At 64.1% G+C, this 17962-nt stretch carries 21 protein-coding genes; 5 read left to right on the forward strand and 16 right to left on the reverse strand.

Going from position 1 to position 17962, the window contains the following annotated elements; genetic code table 11:
* Nucleotides 1-56 precede the first annotated feature (56 nt).
* Complete coding sequence (locus ACX17K_RS10495; protein WP_343479201.1) at nucleotides 57-503, reverse strand: globin family protein; 447 nt, start codon at nucleotides 501-503, stop codon at nucleotides 57-59.
* 199 nt (nucleotides 504-702) lie between these two features.
* Between ACX17K_RS10495 and ACX17K_RS10500 the strand changes: the two genes are divergently transcribed.
* The gene (locus tag ACX17K_RS10500) at nucleotides 703-2019 is read left to right on the forward strand and encodes a chitinase (protein WP_493774741.1); all 1317 of its coding nucleotides are present in this window, start codon (nucleotides 703-705) and stop codon (nucleotides 2017-2019) included.
* Nucleotides 2020-2041: 22 nt separating this feature from the next.
* On the opposite strand, the gene ACX17K_RS10505 is transcribed toward ACX17K_RS10500, so the two are convergent.
* From ACX17K_RS10505 to ACX17K_RS10545, 9 genes are all read right to left on the reverse strand, one after another.
* Nucleotides 2042-2770, reverse strand: coding sequence for a peptidylprolyl isomerase (locus ACX17K_RS10505; protein WP_493774742.1), 729 nt, complete (start codon nucleotides 2768-2770; stop codon nucleotides 2042-2044).
* A gap of 177 nt (nucleotides 2771-2947) precedes the next feature.
* Nucleotides 2948-3730: a peptidylprolyl isomerase gene (locus ACX17K_RS10510; protein WP_493774743.1), complete on the reverse strand. Its 783-nt coding sequence runs from the start codon at nucleotides 3728-3730 to the stop codon at nucleotides 2948-2950.
* Nucleotides 3731-3758: 28 nt separating this feature from the next.
* Entirely contained in the window at nucleotides 3759-4547 is a 789-nt protein-coding gene (locus tag ACX17K_RS10515; protein ID WP_493774744.1) for a peptidylprolyl isomerase, read from the reverse strand.
* A gap of 20 nt (nucleotides 4548-4567) precedes the next feature.
* On the reverse strand, nucleotides 4568-4834 hold the full coding sequence (locus tag ACX17K_RS10520; protein WP_493774745.1) for a BolA family protein: 267 nt from the start codon (nucleotides 4832-4834) through the stop codon (nucleotides 4568-4570).
* The gene (locus ACX17K_RS10525; RefSeq protein ID WP_493774746.1) at nucleotides 4831-5136 is read right to left on the reverse strand and encodes a YciI family protein; all 306 of its coding nucleotides are present in this window, start codon (nucleotides 5134-5136) and stop codon (nucleotides 4831-4833) included. Before ACX17K_RS10525 ends, ACX17K_RS10520 begins: the two co-directional genes overlap by 4 nt.
* The gene (locus ACX17K_RS10530) at nucleotides 5133-5666 is read right to left on the reverse strand and encodes a septation protein A (protein ID WP_347371650.1); all 534 of its coding nucleotides are present in this window, start codon (nucleotides 5664-5666) and stop codon (nucleotides 5133-5135) included. The genes ACX17K_RS10525 and ACX17K_RS10530 overlap by 4 nt, the downstream gene beginning before the upstream one ends.
* Before the next feature lie 60 nt (nucleotides 5667-5726).
* Entirely contained in the window at nucleotides 5727-6668 is a 942-nt protein-coding gene (locus ACX17K_RS10535; protein WP_493774747.1) for an SPFH domain-containing protein, read from the reverse strand.
* Between the two features lie 11 nt (nucleotides 6669-6679).
* A complete protein-coding gene (locus ACX17K_RS10540) occupies nucleotides 6680-7102 on the reverse strand; it encodes an NfeD family protein (RefSeq protein ID WP_046156587.1) in 423 nt (140 codons plus the stop codon).
* A 94-nt stretch (nucleotides 7103-7196) separates the two neighbouring features.
* The gene (locus ACX17K_RS10545; RefSeq protein WP_021477585.1) at nucleotides 7197-7325 is read right to left on the reverse strand and encodes a hypothetical protein; all 129 of its coding nucleotides are present in this window, start codon (nucleotides 7323-7325) and stop codon (nucleotides 7197-7199) included.
* 121 nt (nucleotides 7326-7446) lie between these two features.
* Between ACX17K_RS10545 and ACX17K_RS10550 the strand changes: the two genes are divergently transcribed.
* Nucleotides 7447-8037, forward strand: a complete 591-nt coding sequence (locus ACX17K_RS10550; RefSeq protein ID WP_493774748.1) for an IMPACT family protein — start codon at nucleotides 7447-7449, stop codon at nucleotides 8035-8037.
* A gap of 24 nt (nucleotides 8038-8061) precedes the next feature.
* The gene (locus ACX17K_RS10555; RefSeq protein ID WP_231161708.1) at nucleotides 8062-8997 is read left to right on the forward strand and encodes an exopolyphosphatase; all 936 of its coding nucleotides are present in this window, start codon (nucleotides 8062-8064) and stop codon (nucleotides 8995-8997) included.
* A 36-nt stretch (nucleotides 8998-9033) separates the two neighbouring features.
* Here the strand turns inward: ACX17K_RS10555 and ACX17K_RS10560 are convergent, their stop codons facing one another.
* On the reverse strand, nucleotides 9034-9693 hold the full coding sequence (locus tag ACX17K_RS10560) for an HAD family hydrolase (protein ID WP_493774749.1): 660 nt from the start codon (nucleotides 9691-9693) through the stop codon (nucleotides 9034-9036).
* Between the two features lie 103 nt (nucleotides 9694-9796).
* On the opposite strand from ACX17K_RS10560, the gene ACX17K_RS10565 reads away from it, so the two are divergent.
* Nucleotides 9797-10444: a nucleotide-binding protein gene (locus ACX17K_RS10565; RefSeq protein WP_493774750.1), complete on the forward strand. Its 648-nt coding sequence runs from the start codon at nucleotides 9797-9799 to the stop codon at nucleotides 10442-10444.
* A 183-nt stretch (nucleotides 10445-10627) separates the two neighbouring features.
* Nucleotides 10628-11578 carry a GMP reductase gene (locus tag ACX17K_RS10570; protein ID WP_231161711.1) on the forward strand — a complete coding sequence of 317 codons (951 nt, stop codon included), beginning with the start codon at nucleotides 10628-10630 and terminating at the stop codon, nucleotides 11576-11578.
* 66 nt (nucleotides 11579-11644) lie between these two features.
* On the opposite strand, the gene ACX17K_RS10575 is transcribed toward ACX17K_RS10570, so the two are convergent.
* The 5 genes from ACX17K_RS10575 to lptF all read right to left on the reverse strand — a co-directional run bounded on the left by ACX17K_RS10575 (nucleotide 11645) and on the right by lptF (nucleotide 17775).
* The gene (locus ACX17K_RS10575; RefSeq protein WP_231153535.1) at nucleotides 11645-12127 is read right to left on the reverse strand and encodes a MaoC family dehydratase; all 483 of its coding nucleotides are present in this window, start codon (nucleotides 12125-12127) and stop codon (nucleotides 11645-11647) included.
* Between the two features lie 73 nt (nucleotides 12128-12200).
* Nucleotides 12201-12962 carry an alpha/beta fold hydrolase gene (locus ACX17K_RS10580; protein ID WP_493774751.1) on the reverse strand — a complete coding sequence of 254 codons (762 nt, stop codon included), beginning with the start codon at nucleotides 12960-12962 and terminating at the stop codon, nucleotides 12201-12203.
* A 45-nt stretch (nucleotides 12963-13007) separates the two neighbouring features.
* Nucleotides 13008-15578: a [protein-PII] uridylyltransferase gene (locus tag ACX17K_RS10585; RefSeq protein WP_493774752.1), complete on the reverse strand. Its 2571-nt coding sequence runs from the start codon at nucleotides 15576-15578 to the stop codon at nucleotides 13008-13010.
* A 1-nt stretch (nucleotide 15579) separates the two neighbouring features.
* The gene (gene lptG / locus ACX17K_RS10590; protein ID WP_021477576.1) at nucleotides 15580-16656 is read right to left on the reverse strand and encodes an LPS export ABC transporter permease LptG; all 1077 of its coding nucleotides are present in this window, start codon (nucleotides 16654-16656) and stop codon (nucleotides 15580-15582) included.
* Between the two features lie 12 nt (nucleotides 16657-16668).
* Nucleotides 16669-17775, reverse strand: a complete 1107-nt coding sequence (gene lptF / locus ACX17K_RS10595) for an LPS export ABC transporter permease LptF (RefSeq protein WP_493774753.1) — start codon at nucleotides 17773-17775, stop codon at nucleotides 16669-16671.
* Nucleotides 17776-17962: the final 187 nt, after the last annotated feature.

Raw genomic sequence — 17962 nt, forward strand, 5'->3', positions numbered from 1 at the left:
CTGCAGGTCAAACCGCCGTTCCCTTGGGAGCGGCGGTTTTTTTCGTCCCCCGTAGCCTATTCGCCGGCGTCGGATGATGCCCGGCATTCGGGATAAGCCGCTTGTTTCATCGCCGCGGCCATTAGGCGGAAAGCGTCCACCCAGGCGGCGCGCAGCTCTTGCGACCACCTTTCGTCGCCCAATCCCCGTTTCAGCGTCCACAGCAGCGCGTTGCCAACCGGAGTGTAGTCGCCGGGCCGCACGCCGTAATCGACATGGCGCTCGGCCAGTTTGCCCAGCACCGGCGCCAATTGTTCCAGGTCGTCCAGTCCCTTGACCGCCAGTTTGAGCGCGGACATCAGCATTTGCCGCTGCGCCGCCATGTCTTTCTTGAACAGTGGGCGCAGATCGGGCGCGTATTCGAACAGCTTGTCGTAAAACAGCCTGGCGGCTTCGTCGGCGATCGGCTCCACTTGGGCGAAGCTTTCCTGCACCAGGTTGATTTGCCGCTGGGTGAGTGCCATGGACCGCTCCTTGCCGGGGGATTGGTTCAGGATAGCAAATGGCTTCGCCGGGTCGGCCGCAAACGGCGGATAGCCCGGGTAAATGGAGTACCTTTGCGGCATTGATATTTATTCGACATTTCAAGCTTGAAAGTTATTGCTGACGACATACCATAAAATACCAATTAGATACCAGTTGGCAATCAAAAGGAGAGGACAGATGCGCGAAACGATCGCAGGGACGAGGTGGGCGTTGGGGATGGCGCTGTTGATGGCGTACGGGCAAGTGGCACTGGCGGCTTGCCCGTCCTGGGCTGAGGGAACGGTCTATCAGGCTGGCGACGTGGTCGCCTACCAAAACGCCAATTATACCGCGCTGACCGCGCATACCGCCTATCCCGGCGCCAACTGGAATCCCGCCGCGACGCCGACGTTGTGGAAGGCGGGTGGCAGCTGCTCCGGCGGCGACCCGACCCCGCCGACCCCGCCCAATCCTCCGACGCCGCCGAGTCCGCCGCCGGGCACGCCGGCGCCGTTCGCCAAGCACGCGTTGGTCGGGTATTGGCACAATTTCGCCAATCCCAGCGGCGCGGCTTTCCCCTTGGCGCAGGTTTCGGACGATTGGGACGTGATCGTGGTGGCTTTCGCCGACGACGCTGGCAACGGCAATGTCAGCTTCACGCTGGACCCGGCCGCGGGCAGCGCGGCCCAATTCATCCAGGACGTCCGCGCCAAGCAGGCCAAGGGCAAGAAGGTGGTGTTGTCGCTAGGCGGCCAGAACGGCTCGGTGACGCTGAACAATGCCGCGCAGGCGCAGAATTTCGTCAACAGTCTGGCCGCCATCATCGGCCAGTACGGCTTCGACGGCATCGACCTGGATCTGGAAAGCGGCGTGTCGGTGGGCGCGCCGATCATCAGCAATCTGGTCAGCGCGGTGAAGCAGCTGAAGGCCAAGATCGGACCAAGTTTCTATCTGTCGATGGCGCCCGAGCATCCGTACGTGCAGGGCGGCTATGTCGCCTACGGCGGCAACTGGGGAGCCTACCTGCCCATCATCGACGGACTGCGCGACGATCTCTCGGTGATCCATGTCCAGTATTACAACAACGGCGGGCTGTACACGCCGTACTCCACCGGCGCGCTGCCGGAGGGCTCGGTGGACATGCTGGTCGGCGGCAGCAAAATGCTGATCGAGGGTTTCCCGCTCGGCAACGGCGCGTCCGGCAGCTTCAAGGGGTTGCGGCCGGACCAGGTGGCCTTCGGCGTGCCGTCCGGACGCAGCTCGGCCAATTCCGGTTTCGTTACGCCGGACACCGTGGCCAAGGCATTGAGCTGCCTGACCGCGCTGCAAGGCTGCGGCGGCGTGCTGCCGGCGCAGGCTTATCCAACCTTCCGCGGCGCGATGACCTGGTCGATCAACTGGGACCGCCATGACGGCTACAACTTCTCCAAGCCGGTGGCGGCCAGCTTGCGCCAGTTGCCTGTCGCGGCGGCGAGCAAGAAAAAAGCCGTCCGCGCGACGCGGACGGCCTGGTGAGCTTGAGCCGGGTGGCCGTCGCTTAGGCGGCGGTCATCTGGTAGCCGCTGATCTGGGCGCCGGATACCAGCATGTTCAGATACTCGTGCATCGCCTGGTTGAAGGCCATGTCGGTCAGGTAGTGCTGCAGGCGTTCCTTGACTTCGTCGAAGCCGATCTTGCCGCCGTCGGCGCGCTCGTTCACCTGAATGATGTGGTAGCCGAACTGGGTTTCCACCAGGTGCGGAGTGATCTGGCCGGCTTCGGTGCTGAATACGGCTTGTTCGAATTCCGGCACCATCTGGCCGCGGCCGAATTGGCCGAGGCTGCCGCCTTGCTTGCCGGACGGGCAGGTGGAGTGCTCCTGCGCCAGCGCGGCGAAGCTCGACGGGCTGGCTTGCACTTCCGCCAGGATGCCTTCGGCCTTGGCTTTGATCAGGCTGGCTTCCAGGCCTTCGCCCTTGGGCAGCAGGATGTGGCTGGCGACGGCGCTTTCGCCGGCGGAGAAGCGCTCCGGATAGCGCTCGTAGAATTCGCGGCAGCTGGCTTCGTCGATCGGCTGCACTTCCAGCTTCTGGTCCAGCAGGGCCTGGATGGCTTGCTGCTCGTCGGAGACGTCCAGGCCTTCGCTCTTGGCTTGTTGCACCAACAGGGTGTGCAGGACCAGCTGCTGGATCGCGGTGTCGCGCGGGCTGGGGGTATCCGCGTAGTGTTCCAGTTGCGAGGCGATCATGTCTTCGCTGATTTCGACGCCATTGACGATGATGGTCATGTGATTTTCCTGTGAGGGAGCGGCCATGTCATGGCGTTTCCGATGGGGCTGCCGGCGGCAGCGGTGACAAGGGCAGGGCGGGCCTGCTTCGGTTGAGCGCGAAGGTAAGCGCGGCGGGGGGCGCTGTCAAGCAAAACGGGGACGGCATGCCGTCCCCGTAACGCGCGCTGCGCGGGCTTACTGCTGGATCTGGGCCTTGGCCTTCAGATCGGCGACGTACTTCTCGATGCGGCTGCCCATCACGCGCTGGGTCAGCTGCGGACGGATTTCTTCAAGCTGCGGCACGTTGCGCTGGGTGCGCACGTCGTCCAGCTTGATCACGTGCCAGCCGTATTCGGTCTTCACCGGCTTGGCGGTCACTTCGCCCTTGGCGAGCTTGCTCATCGCGTCGGAGAACGGCGCGACGAAGGTGCCGGCTTCCTGCCAGCCCAGATCGCCGCCATTGGCCTTGCTGCCCGGGTCCTGCGACTTTTCCTTGGCCAGCTTGTCGAAAGACTTGCCCTTCTTCAGCGCGTCGATGACGGACTTGGCTTCAGCCTCGCTCTTTACCAGAATGTGGCGAGCGTGGAATTGCTTGGTTTCCGGAACCGAGGCCACCAGTTTGTCGTATTCGGCCTTCAGGTCGGCGTCGCTGACCGGATTGGCTTTCTCGTAGTCCTTGATCAGACGATTGGCCAGCGCCATCGACTGCATGTTCTGCAGTTCGGCGGTGAATTCCGGAGACTTGTCCAAACCCTTCTTCACGGCTTCCTGGCGCAGCACTTCGGCGGTCACCAGCTGGTCCTTGATCTGGTCGCGGGCCTGCGGGTTCACGCTCTGGCCCTGGGCTTCCATCATTTTGGCCACGGCGTCGACGCGGGCGTCGGAGATTTGCTGGCCGTTGACGGTCGGGCCGGCCACGGCGATGGCGCTGCCGGCGAAGGCGGCGACCAGAGCGGTTTGCAGCAAGATTTTACGCATTTTGTTCTATTTCCCGGATGAGGTGGGTTTACTGGATTTTGCTCTTGGCGCGCAGATCTTCCACGGCCTTGGCAATGGCTTCTTCCTGCAACTGGCGGGCGATCTGCGGCTTGACGGCGTCCAGCGGCGGAATCTGGGCGTTGCGGACGTCCGTTACCTTGAACACGTGCCAGCCCAGTTGCGACTGGTAAGGCGCGCCGCTGACCTGGCCCTTGGGAATGGCCTTCAACGCTTCGGCCAGCTTGGGTTCCATGCGGGACAGATTGCCCCAGTTCATGTCGCCGCCGCTTTGCTTGGCGTTGGGGTCGATGGAGCGGGTTTTGACCAGCTCTTCGAATTTGGCGCCCTTCTTCAGCTGGGCGATCGCCTTCTGCGCGTCGGCTTCGCTGCCGAGCGTGATCTGGTAAGCGTGGACTTCCTTGCTGCCGGCGACCTGGGCCGCCATCTCGTCGTAGCGGGCCTTGATCTGGGCATCCCCGACGTTGGCTTTCTCGGCGATGTCGGCGAATAGCGAATCGCGCAGCAATTCGGCGCGCGCCTCGTCCATGCGTTTGACGAAGGCCGGCTGCTTGTCCAGGCCGCGGCGGGTGGCTTCCTGGAGGATCAGCTGGCGGCTGACCAGCGAATTCTTCAACTGCTCGCGCAGTTCGGGGCTGTCCTGCACCTTGCCGCCATTGCTTTGCACGACATTGGCGACCGCGGCGTCCAGTTCGGACTTGTCGATGGAAACACCGTTGACCACGGCGATCGACTCCGCGGCGACCGGCAGGCTGATCGAGGCTGCCAGCGTCAGGGCGGCGATACGGGAGAGTTTCATATTGTCCCTTTGGTAGAAATTCAGAGTTCTTCTGGTGTCAGGGCGCGAATGGCCAGCGCGTGAACGCGGCCGGCCATCAGTTCGCCCAGGGTCTGGTAGATCAGCCGGTGCCGCGCTACGCGGTTGAGGCCGGCGAAGCGCGCGCTGACGATGGTCAGCGTGTAGTGGCCGCCGCCACCCTTGGCGCCGGCGTGGCCGGCATGCAGCGCGCTGTCGTCCTGGATGTCCAGATGCTCGGGCTCCAGAGCCCGCAACGCGGTTTCCAGCAGTTCCACGGTGCCGCTCATGCCGGGAATACCTGCACGAAGGGCTGAACGTCCACGCTGGCGTAGACGCCGCCGCCCTGGTAAGGGTCGGCCGCGGCCCAGGCGCGCGCTTCTTCCAGCGACGCGAACTCGGCGACCACCAGGCTGCCGCAGTAGCCGGCCGGGCCCGGATCGGCGCTGTCGATGGCGGGCAGCGGGCCGGACAGTTTCATCCGGCCCTGGTCCTGCAGCGCGGCCAACCGCGCGCGGTGTTCTGCGCGCAGCGCGATGCGGCGCTCGAGGGTGCCAGGGAGGTCGCGCGCGATGATGGCGTACAGCATCATTTCTTTTCCTCGATGTACTTGGCCAGGAACAGGCTTTGGGCGATCACGAACAGCAGCATCAACCCCATGCCGCCGAACAGCTTGAAGTTGACCCAGACGTCTTCGCTGAAGTGATAGGCGACGAACAGGTTCAGCGCGCCCATGAAGGCGAAGAAGCCGCCCCAGGCCCAGGTGAGCTTGCGCCACACGGGATCGGGCATCTCGATCTGCTTGCCCATCATCAGGCGCAGGCCGTTCTTGCCGGCGAATTCGCTGATCAGCAGGCCGGCGCCCATCACCCAGTACAGCACGGTGGGCTTCCACATGATGAAGTGCTTGTCGTGCAGCAGAAGCGTGGCGCCGCCCAGGACCACGATCAGCCCGAGGCTGATCCATTGCATGGTGTCCACCTTGCGGTGCTTGAACCAGGTCCATGCCACCATCACCACCGTGGCGGCGATGGCCACGCCGGTGGCGAGGAACATGTCGCGCGTCAGCCAGTAGGCACCGAAGAACAGCAGGACGGGAAGGAGATCGGTAAAAAATTTCATGCGGGTGATTATGGGGGCTGGCGCGGCCAGATTCAAGCCGCGCCGGGCCTCTCAGAGGGATTAACGGTTAGTTTGTTTGACGACGCTGAGCGCGCTCGCCACCAGTCCGCCGACGTCGGCGACGTTGCTCGGCATGATGATGGTATTGTTTTCCTTGGCCAATTTGCTGAAGGCGTCGATGTATTGCTCGGCCACTTTCAGGTTGACGGCCTCGATGCCGCCCTCGGTGCGGACCGCGCCGGCGATGCGGTTGATCGCGTCGGCTGTTGCGTCGGCCACCAGCCGGATGGCTTCGGCCTCGCCCATCGCCTGGTTGATCGCCGCCTGCTTGTTGCCCTCGGAGTTGTTGATGGTGGCCTGCATCTCGCCCTGGGATTTCTGGATCGCCGCTTCGCGCGCGCCGGTGGCCAGGTTGATCTGCTCCACCTTCACGCCTTCGGACTGGGCGATGCGGGCGCGTTTTTCCCGCTCGGCGGTGATTTGCGCCTGCATCGCGTGCAGGATGTCTTGCGGCGGCACCAGGTCCTTGATCTCGTAGCGCAGCACCTTGACGCCCCAGTTGATCGCGGCTTCGTCCAGCGAGGCCACCACGGTGCGGTTGATGTCGTCGCGCTCTTCGAAAGTTTTGTCCAGCTCCAGCTTGCCGATCACCGAGCGCAGCGTGGTCTGCGACAGCTGGGTGATGGCGACAATGAAGTTGCTGGTGCCGTAAGAGGCCAGCTTGGCGTCGGTCACCTGGAAGTAGAGGATGCCGTCCACCTTCAGCTGGGTGTTGTCGCGGGTGATGCAGATCTGGCTGGGCACATCCAGCGGGATCTCCTTCAGGCTGTGCTTGTAGGCGATGCGGTCGATGAAGGGCGTGATGATGTTCAGGCCCGGAGTCAGGGTGGCGTGGTAGCGCCCCAGGCGCTCGACGATGTAGGCGTGCTGCTGTGGCACCACCGCCAGCGATTTGAAAATGAAGATGACAACGGCCACGAACAGGATCAGGACGATTTCCATGGATTTTCTCTTTATTGCGGTTGTTGTGACGAGATCTTGAACTGATTGCCTTCGCGGCCGGAGATGTAACCGGTGCCGCCGGCGCTAAGCCTGCTGTCCAGCAATACGGCGTCCCATTCGGCGCCGCGGTAGTGGATGCGGGCATGGCCCGGGGTGGTCAGCGCGCGGATTTCCACCTGCTGGCCCCAGTCGGGATCGTCCTGCGGCGGGGGAGGGGGCATCAGGCTGCGTCTGCGGCGATAGATCAGCAGCAGGCCGACGGCGCCGCTGACGCTGGCGATCAGCCATTGCCACGGCTCCGGCGCGCCCAGCCAGGCGGCAAGGCCGCCGCAGGCCAGGGCCAGCGCCACCATCAGCAGGTAGAAGGTGCCCGACACGAATTCGGCGATCAGCGCGACCAGCGCGCAGCCGAACCAGAAGGTGAGTTGCGACATGAAATCCTCAGGGGGCGATCATCACGGTTATTGTCCGGCCATTTCTTGCGAATGACAACGGGGTCGCCAGCGAGGCCGGCGGCGCGGACAAGGCTCAGACGTGGTCGCGGTCCGGCAGAAAATGGGACAGATGGATGGCGTCCTCGCTGTCCAGCCAGCATTTCCTGACATAAAGCCACAGGCCGGCGACGATCAGCGGTACAAGCAGGAGCAGGGCGGTCATGGCCGTTCCCTCCGGATGGGTTCCCGCTTTCAGTTTAGACCGCGAATGCGTTGCCGGCGGTGCCGGATTGCGACCTCCGGGTTTACAATGCCCGCCCGTTTCAGACAGCAGGATGCGTTGAATGTTCCAGTTGCAAGAAAAGGCCCAGGCCGAGGTGGAAATCCGCAAGAGCCGCTTCATCGGCATCGTGCTGCCGGTGGCCAGCCGCGACGAGGCGATGCGCGAGCTGGCGGTCATTCGCGCGCGCTGGCCGGACGCCCGCCATTACTGCGCGGTGCTGCTTTGCTCCGGCGATTCGATGCTGGACGACGACGGCGAGCCGTCGGGCACCGCGGCCAAGCCGATGTATAACGTATTGCGGCATAAGGACATCGCCAATGTGTTGGCGGTGGTGGTGCGTTACTTCGGCGGCATCAAACTGGGTGCGGGCGGCCTGGTCAGAGCCTACACTCAAGCTGTCAATGCCGCGCTGGCCGAGGCCGTCTTGACGCCGCTGAGCCGAACCTGCCTGCGGCGGCTGGGAGTGGACTTCTCCGGCGAGGCCCGTCTGCGGCACGCATGCCAGGAGGCGGGGCTGGCGGTGGTGGATCAGCACTACGCCGACAGGGTCTGGCTCACGGTGGAGCTGCCCGAGGCGGAGGTGGACGCGCGGCTGGCCGAGTTGGCCGACCGCATGGCCGGCGCGCTGGAGGTGGCGGCGCCGGACGGCTGAGAATGCAACGAACGGGAGGCGCAGATGACGCAGCAAAAACAGTACCGCCTGGTGACGCGCAGCGATTTCGACGGACTGGTGTGCGCGGTATTGCTCAACGAACTCAAGCTGATCCGCGAGGTGATGTTCGCCCACCCCAAGGACATGCAGGACGGCAAGGTGGAGATCACCGGCGACGACATCACCACCAACCTGCCATACGTCGCCAAGGCGCATCTGGTGTTCGACCACCATCTGTCGGAGACGCTGCGCAACGCCACCGACGTCGACAACTACGTGATCGATCCGCGCGCGCCGTCGGCGGCGCGGGTGGTGTACAACCATTACGGCGGCAAGAAGGCGTTTCCCGGCATCAGCGACGAGATGATGGCGGCGGTGGACAAGGCGGATTCCGCCCAGTTCACCATCGACGAAATACTCGACCCCAAGGATTGGGTGCTGCTCAACTACCTGATGGACGCCCGCACCGGCCTTGGCCGCTTCCGCGAGTTCAAGGTCAGCAATTTCCAGCTGATGATGGATCTGATCGGCTACTGCCGCAATCACGGCATCGATGAAATCCTGCAGCTGTCCGACGTGCAGGAACGGGTGGCGCTGTACCGCCAGTACGAGACGCTGGCCAAGGAGCAGATCCGCCGCTGTTCGCGCGTGCATGGCAATGTGGTGGTGCTGAACCTGCTGCACGAGGAAACCATCTACCCGACCAATCGCTTCATGATTTACGCGCTATTCCCCGACTGCAACATCTCCATCCACCAAATGTGGGGGCTGAACAAGCAGAACACCGTGTTCGCGGTAGGCAAGTCCATCGTCAATCGCACTTCGCGCACCAATATCGGCGCGCTGATGCTGCAGTATGGCGGCGGCGGCCATGAGGCCGCCGGCACCTGCCAGGTGGGGCACGATCAGTCCGAGGACGTGCTGGACGAATTGATCGCCCGCATCCGCGGCCACGGTTAGGACGACGAGCGGCTGGCGAAAGGCCGCCGGCCGCGATTACAAGGCGCGCAGCAGCGTCAGCGCCTGATGCAGGTCGCCGCAGACGGCCAGTGCCTGCGCGCGCTGCGTTTCCGACGGCGCGATCAGGTCTGGCACCAGGATCACCCTGGAGCCGGCGGTGACGCCGGCCTGCATGCCGTACGGCGAATCCTCCAGCACGATGCAGCGCTCAGGCGCTGCGCCCAGCAGCGCGGCGGCGGCCAGATAGATGTCCGGCTCCGGCTTGGTGCGCGCTACCTCGTCTCCGGCGATGGTGTGCCGGAAGTAGCGGGCCAGTCCGCTGCGCGCCAGCTTGACGTCGGCGACCGCGCGGCGGGTGGAGGTGGCCACCGCGCGCGGAATGCCTTGGCTTTCCGCCCAGTCCAGCAGCTCCACGATGCCGGGTTTGAGCGGAATCGCTTCGTGCTCCAGCATGCGGCGGTAGCCGGCGCGGCTGGTCTGCTGCAACTGCGCGGCCAACTCCTCGCTTGCCAGGTATTCCGCGATGTAGCGGGTGCAGCGGGCTTCGGACAAGCCCACCATCCCCATCAGCATCGCGTCGTCTATCTGTATGCCCAACTCGGCGCCCGCGCGGCGGGTGGCCGCGCAGGACAGCGTCTCGGTATCCAGCATCAGGCCGTCCATGTCGAACAGCAGGGCGTCGAAACTACGGTTCATTCCCTCTCCTTTCTACCCGAAACTATCGGTTTCCCCGGCTGCCGGCAAGGGCGATGACTCTGGTATAGTGGTCTCCGTCAAGCGCAAGGCGAAGGAGGAGAGGGTGAGGTCGGTACTGATAGCGAATCCCAAGGGCGGCAGCGGCAAGTCGACGCTGGCCACCAATCTGGCGGCCTATTACGCAGCCAGTGGCAAGAAGGTGATGTTGGGGGATGTCGACCGCCAGCAGACCTCCTTGCACTGGCTGGCCCGGCGCGATCATGCGCTGCCCGGCATCTCCGGCTGGGAAGTGGCCGCCAACGAACCCAAGCGCCCGCCGCGCGGCACCGAGGTGGTGGTGCTGGATAGTCCGGCCAGCTTGCACGGCAAGAAGCTGAGCTCGCTGCTTTCACAGGTGGGGCACGTGATCGTGCCGATCCAGCCGTCGCCATTCGACGCGTGGGCCAGCGAAGCCTTTTTTGAGCAGATGCTGGAGGAAAAATCCATTCGCAAGAACAAGGCCTATATGGCGGTGGTGGGCATGCGGGTGGATCCGCGCACCCGTTCCGCGCGCGAGCTGGAGCAATTCCTGGCGCGGCACGACGTGCCGGTGCTCAGCTGGCTGCGCGACACCCAGCTTTACGTGCAGGCGGCTTCGGCGGGGATGTCCTTGTTCGATTTGCCGGCCTCTCGGACTGAGAGGGACCGAGAAGCCTGGCTGCCGATACTGCGTTGGCTGGGGGATGATCCGGCAGCCTGGTGCGACAAATAACGAAAATTTTTATGTGTAGACTCTTGACGTCGAGATTCAATGCGCGTAGCTTTGTTTCGTAACTGCGTGCGAGCCGAAGACAGGCGTCGCAGGGGTAGCTGCAAATGGGAGCCTATACGGCTCCCGTCTTTGTTTGGGGCCCCTGTTTTTTTCATCCAAACCTGTTTTTGTGGGAGCACACGCATGATCAAGACCGAACTCAACTACGGCGACGTATACCTGGTGCCGAAGAAAACCGTGGTGGACAGCCGCAAGGAGTGCGACACCTCCGTGCAGTTCGGCCCGCGCCGTTTCGCGATGCCGGTCTATCCGTCCAATATGAAGTCGGTGGTTTCGGCCGAGACTTGCGAGCTGTTCGCCCGCGAAGGCTGGTTCTACACGCTGCACCGCTTCAACGTCGACGCGGTGGCCTTTACCCGCTACATGCAGGAGCAGGGTCTGTTCGCATCGATCAGCGTCGGCGTCAACGACGACACCTACGAGCAACTGGACGCGCTGAAGGCGGCCGGCCTCGAGCCGGAATACATGACGCTGGACGTCGCCAACGCCTGGTGCGTGAAGGCGGAGCGCATGATCAAGCACATCAAGCAGCACTTCCCGAATACCTTCCTGATCGGCGGCAACGTCGCCACCGCCGAGGCGGCGCGCGACCTCGAAGCCTGGGGCTGCGACGCGATCAAGGCCGGCATCGCCGGCGGCCGCGTCTGCATCACCAAGAACAAGACCGGCTTCCATCGTCCGATGATCTCCACCGTGCGCGATTGCGTGGCCGCTGTGAAGATCCCGGTGATCGCCGACGGCGGCATCGTCGAGCATGGCGACATCGCCAAGGCGCTGGTTTGCGGCGCGGCGATGGTGATGGCCGGCTCGCTGTTCGCCGGCTACGACGAATCGGCCGGCGACATCGTCGAGATCGCCGGCAAGCACTACAAGGAATACTTCGGCAGCGCCTCGCAGTTCAACAAGGGCGCCTACGTCAACGTCGAGGGCAAGAAGATCCTGGTCGAGTACAAGGGCAGCATGGGCAAGCTGCTGCGCGAACTGCAGGAAGACCTGCAGTCTTCGGTCAGCTACGCCGGCGGCGCGACGCTGTCGGCGCTGCGCGATGTGGAGATGATCCAGGTTTACCGCTGAGCGGACATGGCCTGAAACGATAAACGGCCGCGGGCTTGCGCTTCGCGGCCGTTTTCATGTCCGCGCCTATTTGGCGCCGGCAAGCTCCGGCGCGGCCGCCTCGGCCTTGCTGCGGCATTGCAGCCAGATCGCGCACTCCAGCTGCATCGCGGTCTCGCCGCGCTGGTTGCGGGTGGTCCAGCTCACTTTGACCACGCCGAAGCCGGGCTGGCTGCTGGAGCGGCGCTTGTCCAGCACTTCCACTTCCACTTGCAGCGTGTCGCCGGGGCGGCTCGGCTGCGGCCAGCGCATCTTGTCGATCTGCATGCCGATCAGGCCATTGGCGGCGCGGCCCAGTTCGGACTCCGCCACCAGCCGCATCGACAAGCTGCTGGTGTGCCAGCCGCTGGCGGCCAGGCCATTGAAAAAGGTCTGGCGGGCGGCTTCCGGATCGGTATGGAAGGGCTGCGGATCGAACTGGCGCGCGAAGGAGATGATTTCTTCTTCGCTCAGCGTATGGCTGTCGCTGAGAAAGCGCTGGCCGGTCTGAAGGTCTTCGAAGTAGAGCATGATTCAACTTACGTTAACGTAATATCAGACTTGCAGCATAGCGTCGGCGTCGAAATTGGTCAAAGCATCATTCTCAATCCAGCGCGGCGGCAATCGCCGCCGCCAGCCCCGCCGGGTTGTCCCATGCCATCGAGTGGCCGGCGTCCGCGACGACGCGGACCGCGATGCGGCGCCGCGGCAGCCATTCCGTATCCGGATCGGGAAGCGAGCGCGCGCCGAAGATCGCGCAGCGCGGCATAGGGAGCGCCAGCAACTGGTCGCGCCAGCTGACGGGTCGGCCTTTGACCAGCTCCGTCGCCGCCCGGTGCGCGGCCAGCGGCGAGGCGACAGCCATGCTGCCGGCCCAGGCGGGATTGTCGCCGCGGCAGGCGGCGATGATGTCGGCGTGCCCGCGTTCGACATAATCCCGCTCATCCCAGGCGGCCAGCGCGCGGCTGAAGCTGCCGCCGCCGCTGTCCAGATTGGGCTCGGCGACGACCAGTCGCCGCACGCGGTTTGGCAGCAGCGTGGCCAGCTCAATCGCGACGCTGCCGCCCATGCTGTGGCCAAATAGATCGAATCCAGCCAGGTCCAGCCGCGTTATCCACTCGCATAGCGCTTGAGCCTGGGCATGGGTGTCGTATGAGAAGTCGGCGGGCTTGTCGCTGAAACCGAAACCCGGCAGGTCGACCAGCAGCGCGCGCCGGCCGGCGAGGGCGGGTTCGGCCAGCAGGCGGGGATAGTCGAACGAAGACGCGCAGCCCAGGCCATGCAGCATGACCAATGGCGTTCCGTTGCCGGGCAGATCGTGGTAGCGCAGCACGGCGGCCGGCCGCGCGAGTGTGAGGCATTGCATGATGATTCCCGAATTTTGATGGCCGCGCCGTGGCGGCCGGGGCGGTCAGACCCGCAGCGCGGCGATCAGCGCCGCTTCCAGCGCCAGCGAGGTCTTGTCGTCCTTCAGCGCGGCGCCGGAGATCTGGAATGAGTCTTCGGCGCGGCCGCCCAGCGTCATGATTTTGGCGGACCGCACATTGAGCCGGTAATCGGCCAGCACCTTGGCGATGCGGGCGAGCAGGCCGGGGCGGTCGCCGGCGACGATGGACAGGATGAAGTCGTTGTCCCGGTCGTCCGGGCGGATCGATACCTGCGGCGTGATCGGGAAATGCTTCAAATGGCGGCTGATCCGGCCTTGCGGCGGCAACTGCAAGGGCTGGTCCGTTGCCAGCGCCGCCGCCAGTTCGAATTCGATGAAGTTGATCATGTCGCGGTAGTCGCCGTCGTGGTGTTCGGGGACGAAGACGTGGAAGGTGTCCAGCGCGTAGCCGTGGCGGGTGGTGTAGACCTTGGCGTCGGCGATGCTGTAGTTGGTGCGGCCGAAGAAGGCGCAGGCGCGGGCGAACAGCTCGGGCTTGTCGGGCGAGTAGATCAGCACCTGCAGGCCTTCGTGGTCGTCGGCCAGCCGCGCGCGCACCTGCGGCAGGTCGGGCGACAGCTGGCGGTTGAGCACGCGGGCGTGCCAGGCGATTTCCTTGGCCTCGTGGCGCAGGAAGTAGACGGTGTCGAGCTGCGCCCACAGGCCGGCCTCGGCGCCGTCCGGTATCGCGTGCAGCCGCAGCTGGGCGCGGGCCTGGTTTTTGCGCGCTTCCAGCTCCGAGGCAAGATCGATTTCGCCACCGCGCGACAGCACGCGCAGCGTCGCGTGGTATAGGTCTTCCAGCAGCTTGGCCTTCCAGGTGTTCCACACCTTGGGGCTGGTGCCGCGGATGTCGGCCACGGTCAGCAGGTAGAGCGCGGCCAGGCGGCGCGGCGTGCGCGCCAGGTCGGCGAAGCGCTGCACCGTTTCCGGGTCGTAGATGTCCTGCTTCTGCGCGATGCTGGACATGGTCAGGTGCTGGCCCACCAGCCAGGCGACCAGTTCGCAGTCTTCCGGCGGCAGGCCGTGGTCGCGGCAGAAGGCCTCGGCGTCGGCGATGCCCAGCTGGGAGTGGTCGCCGCCCCGGCCCTTGGCGATGTCGTGGAACAGGCCTGCCAGATACAGGACCTCTGGCCGCTCGAAATCGTTGATCAGCCGCGACAGGAACGGGTATTCGTGGTTGTAGGCGCTGATGGCGAAGCGGCGCAGATTGCGCACCACCATCAGGATGTGCTCGTCCACGGTGTAGACGTGGAATAGGTCGTGCTGCATCTGGCCGACGATCTGGCCGAAATTGGGCAGGTACTGGCCGAGGGTGCCGTACAGGTTCATCCGTCGCAACGTGCGGGTGAGGCCGGCCGGCTCGCGGAAGATCTGCATGAAGGTGGCGCGGTTGCGCGGATCCTGGCGGAAGCGGTCGTTGATCTGGCTGCGGCCGTGCCACAGCGCGCGCAGCATGCGCGGGGCGAAGCCGGACAGCTCGGGGTGGCGCTGCAGCGTCAGGAAGGCTTCGAGTATCGCATGCGGGTGTTTGTCGAAGACATTGACCTCGCGGATGCCCAGCATGCCGTTGACGGCGTGGAAGTATTCGCTGATGTGCTGAGTGACGCGGGGCACCTGGCTGTAGATGCGGCCGCGCAGATTGGGCAGCAGGATGCCGTTGAGCTGGTTCACTGTCTTGGCGGCGCGGAAGTAAAGCTGCATCAGTTGCTCGCTGGCGCGCTTGGCCGGGGTGTCGGATAGGCCCCACGCTTGCGCCACCTGTTGCTGCAGGTCGAAGATCAGCCGGTCTTCGCGGCGGCGGGCCAGCAGGTGCAGGTCGATGCGCAGTTTCTGCAGCTGCTCCTCGCTGTGCTTGATCAGCCGCGCCTCGGCCAGGGTCAGGATGCCGCGCCGGACCAGCGAATCCCAGTTGTCGCCCAGTCCCGCCGCCTTGCTGATCCACAAGATGGTGTGCAGATCGCGCAGGCCGCCCGGGCTTTCCTTCAGATTGGGCTCCAGATTGTTGCTGACGCCGAAATGGCGGGTGTGGCGCTGCTGCTGCTCCAGCGTCTTGCCTTCGAAGAAGGCCAGCGGGTCGCGCTGCGCTTCCAGCCGCGTCATCAGCTTGCGCCAAGGCTCGGCCGGACCGGCCACCAGCCGGTTTTCCAGCAGATTGGTCTCGATGGTGATGTCGCCGGCGGCTTCGCGCAGGCATTCGTCCGTCGTGCGTACGCTGTGGCCGATTTCCAGGCCGATATCCCACATCAGGCCGATGAAATGGCTGACCTTGTCGTTGGTTTCGGCGGATGGCTGGTCGGGAAGCAGGATCAGGATGTCGACGTCGGAGCCGGGGAACAGCTGGCCGCGGCCGTAGCCGCCCACCGCGGCCAGGGTGGCCAGTCCGTCCAGGCCCTGCTCGCGCCATAGCTCGGCCAGCGCCTGGTCCACCGCCTGGCTGTAATGGCGCAGGAAGGCCGGCGCGTCGCGGTCGGCGCGGTAGGCGTCCGCCAGTTGTTGTCGCTTGTCGGCCAGCGTCTGCCGCCAGCGCTGCAGGGGAGTGGCCGCAAGCGTCATGTCAGCGCCTTTCCTGTTTCGCGATGATGCCGATGCCGCCCAGGAAGAAGATCAGCGTGGGCAAGGTGGCGGACAGGATGGAGTTCCAGTCGTACAGCAAGCCCAAGTGGCCGAACAGGCGGTTCACGAAGTGGAAGGTCACGCCCAGGCAGATGCCAGCGAACAGCTTGATGCCCAACTGGCCGTGGCGGCGCTGTTGCGGCGTGAAGGCCAGCGCCACCAGCGCCATCGAAATGCAGGCCAGCGGGTAGAACAGTTTGCTCCACAGCGCGATCTCGTAGCGCTGGGTCTGCTGCTTGTTCTTCTTCAGGTGCTCGATATAGGTGAGCAGGTTGTGCGCCGACATTTGTTCCGGCACCACCAGCAGCACCGACAGGATTTCCGGCTCGATGATGGATTTCCATTTCAGCGCCGGGTAGGCGTTGCTGATGGTGTGATCGGCGGCCAGCACGGTTTCCTTGACGTTTTCCAGCTGCCAGCTGCGGTCCTGCTTGGAGAAGGTGCCGCGCTCGGCGATCCGGGTGCGCTCCAGCTTGAAGTCCTGATCGTAGGTGTAGATGCGGATGCCCAGCAGGGTGTTGTCCGGCAGCATTTCATGCACGTTGATGAAATTCTGGTTGTCTTTCACCCAGGTGCCGGAGCGGAACTCTTTGGCGACGATGGAGTGGGTGGCGGTCAGCTTGGTGCGCTCGGCCTCCTGCATCGCCCACGGCGAAACGAATTCGCCCAGCAAGATGGTGAGCACAGCGAAGCCCAGGCCGAATTTCAGCAGCGTGGCGGCGATCTGGCCCAGCGTGACGCCGGAGGTGCGGATCACCGTGTATTCGCTGGAGCTAGCCAGCTGGGTCATCGCCACCATGCCGCCGATCAGCACGGCCAGCGGCATCAGTTCGTAAGCGTGGCCGGGGACCAGCAGCGCCACATAGGTGGCCATCACGCTGGCGGTATAGGTGCCGGTGCCTAGGGCGGGCACTTCGCCCAGCAGATCGAAAAAGCCGTACAGGCCCAGCAGCGCCAGCAAGGTGAACAGCGTGGACTGGGTCAGGGTGCTGATGATGTAGCGGTGTATGAGTTTCATCGACGTGGTGGCTTAGCTTTTCTTGCTGAACATCAGGCGCAAAGAATGCGAGAACGGCGCCTGCGGACGGTCGCGGTGTTTTAGCAGCAGCAGCGCTGCCAGCAGCAGCAGCGCGTGCACCAGCGCCACCGCCCATACGCCCACCTTGTCCTGGCCCACCCAGTTTCGGGTCAGGGTCAGGCCGTTCTGGTAGACGAAGAAGGCCAGCAGCGCGAACAGCAGATTGTAGGTATGGCCGCTGCGCGGATTGTAATAGGACAAGGGAAGCGCCAGCAGCGCCAGTAGGACGCAGCTGATCGGCATGGAAAGGCGCCAGGCCAGCTCCGCGCGGTATTCGGGGTTGCCGCTGCCCGCGAGCAGGACGCTGGTGGGGATGGACTGGCGGTTGCTGGCCGGTCCAGTCGAGGCCTGGCTGTCGCCCAGGCTGGCCGTGTAACGCTTGAAATCGCCTATCTGGTAATCGGCCTGGCCAGGCTCGCCCACGTAGCGTTTGCCGTCCTCCAGCACCAGCACGCGCTCGCCGTCCGGTTTGATCGAGATATAGCCGCGCTTGGCGAAAATGGAGCTCACTTTGCCGTCGGTCATATCCTGCATGAAGATATTGGTGGCGGCGCTGTGCAAGCCGGAATAGTTTTCAATGAAATACACTTTGCTGGACGAGGCGGATTCTTTGAACACGCCCGGCGATATTGCGGAGATTTCTTCGCGGCGTTTGATGATTTCCGCGTAATCCTGGCTGCGCTGGTCCGCCCAGGGGCCGACGAACAGCGTCACGCCGGCGATCAGCACCGCCAACGGAATGGTGAAGCGCATGATGGGCCAGACCCAGTCGCGCAGCGACAGGCCGGAAGACAGCCAGACCACCATTTCGTGGTCGCGCCAGGTGCGGGTAAGCACGACCAGCACGCTGACGAACACGGTCAGGATCATCAGAACCGGGAAAAATCCCAATGTCCAGAAACCGATCAGCGCGGTGACCGCCTCGTTCGCGATCTGTCCCTCCGCCGCCCGCCCCAGCAGATTGATCGCTTGGGTGGAAACGATGATGGCGAGGAGCACGACGAATACGCCCAGCGCGGTTAAAGTCAATTCCCGTGTCAGGCTTTTTTGAAAAACCATTTATTCAGTGCCTTTTTGACTTTTTGTGAAAAGCATTGTGATAATTCGATGAGACAATTCTGAATCGCCAATTCCGGCAAATTTGGACTAATACAACAATCCTGCGTTCACCGGCGGCCGAGCCGTCCGTCTTCCCGAGCTTAGACGGCCGTCATGAGGTGGCGCAACGACACTCGTTCTACAGCGG

Source organism: Chromobacterium sp. INPA-IVC (assembly GCF_059047085.1).

Excerpts from the sequence above, each read along its gene's own strand:
- ACX17K_RS10495 (WP_343479201.1), bottom strand. The coding sequence starts at position 503 with ATGGCACTCACCCAGCGGCAAATCAACCTGGTGCAGGAAAGCTTCGCC.
- ACX17K_RS10525 (WP_493774746.1), bottom strand. The coding sequence starts at position 5,136 with ATGATGCTGTACGCCATCATCGCGCGCGACCTCCCTGGCACCCTCGAG.
- ACX17K_RS10570 (WP_231161711.1), top strand. The coding sequence starts at position 10,628 with ATGATCAAGACCGAACTCAACTACGGCGACGTATACCTGGTGCCGAAG.
- ACX17K_RS10515 (WP_493774744.1), bottom strand. The coding sequence starts at position 4,547 with ATGAAACTCTCCCGTATCGCCGCCCTGACGCTGGCAGCCTCGATCAGC.
- lptF (WP_493774753.1), bottom strand. The coding sequence starts at position 17,775 with ATGGTTTTTCAAAAAAGCCTGACACGGGAATTGACTTTAACCGCGCTG.
- ACX17K_RS10540 (WP_046156587.1), bottom strand. The coding sequence starts at position 7,102 with ATGTCGCAACTCACCTTCTGGTTCGGCTGCGCGCTGGTCGCGCTGATC.
- ACX17K_RS10555 (WP_231161708.1), top strand. The coding sequence starts at position 8,062 with ATGACGCAGCAAAAACAGTACCGCCTGGTGACGCGCAGCGATTTCGAC.
- ACX17K_RS10535 (WP_493774747.1), bottom strand. The coding sequence starts at position 6,668 with ATGGAAATCGTCCTGATCCTGTTCGTGGCCGTTGTCATCTTCATTTTC.
- ACX17K_RS10520 (WP_493774745.1), bottom strand. The coding sequence starts at position 4,834 with ATGAGCGGCACCGTGGAACTGCTGGAAACCGCGTTGCGGGCTCTGGAG.
- ACX17K_RS10510 (WP_493774743.1), bottom strand. The coding sequence starts at position 3,730 with ATGCGTAAAATCTTGCTGCAAACCGCTCTGGTCGCCGCCTTCGCCGGC.
- ACX17K_RS10545 (WP_021477585.1), bottom strand. The coding sequence starts at position 7,325 with ATGACCGCCCTGCTCCTGCTTGTACCGCTGATCGTCGCCGGCCTGTGG.
- ACX17K_RS10500 (WP_493774741.1), top strand. The coding sequence starts at position 703 with ATGCGCGAAACGATCGCAGGGACGAGGTGGGCGTTGGGGATGGCGCTG.
- ACX17K_RS10560 (WP_493774749.1), bottom strand. The coding sequence starts at position 9,693 with ATGAACCGTAGTTTCGACGCCCTGCTGTTCGACATGGACGGCCTGATG.
- ACX17K_RS10530 (WP_347371650.1), bottom strand. The coding sequence starts at position 5,666 with ATGAAATTTTTTACCGATCTCCTTCCCGTCCTGCTGTTCTTCGGTGCC.
- ACX17K_RS10585 (WP_493774752.1), bottom strand. The coding sequence starts at position 15,578 with ATGACGCTTGCGGCCACTCCCCTGCAGCGCTGGCGGCAGACGCTGGCC.
- lptG (WP_021477576.1), bottom strand. The coding sequence starts at position 16,656 with ATGAAACTCATACACCGCTACATCATCAGCACCCTGACCCAGTCCACG.
- ACX17K_RS10550 (WP_493774748.1), top strand. The coding sequence starts at position 7,447 with ATGTTCCAGTTGCAAGAAAAGGCCCAGGCCGAGGTGGAAATCCGCAAG.
- ACX17K_RS10580 (WP_493774751.1), bottom strand. The coding sequence starts at position 12,962 with ATGCAATGCCTCACACTCGCGCGGCCGGCCGCCGTGCTGCGCTACCAC.
- ACX17K_RS10575 (WP_231153535.1), bottom strand. The coding sequence starts at position 12,127 with ATGCTCTACTTCGAAGACCTTCAGACCGGCCAGCGCTTTCTCAGCGAC.
- ACX17K_RS10505 (WP_493774742.1), bottom strand. The coding sequence starts at position 2,770 with ATGACCATCATCGTCAATGGCGTCGAAATCAGCGAAGACATGATCGCC.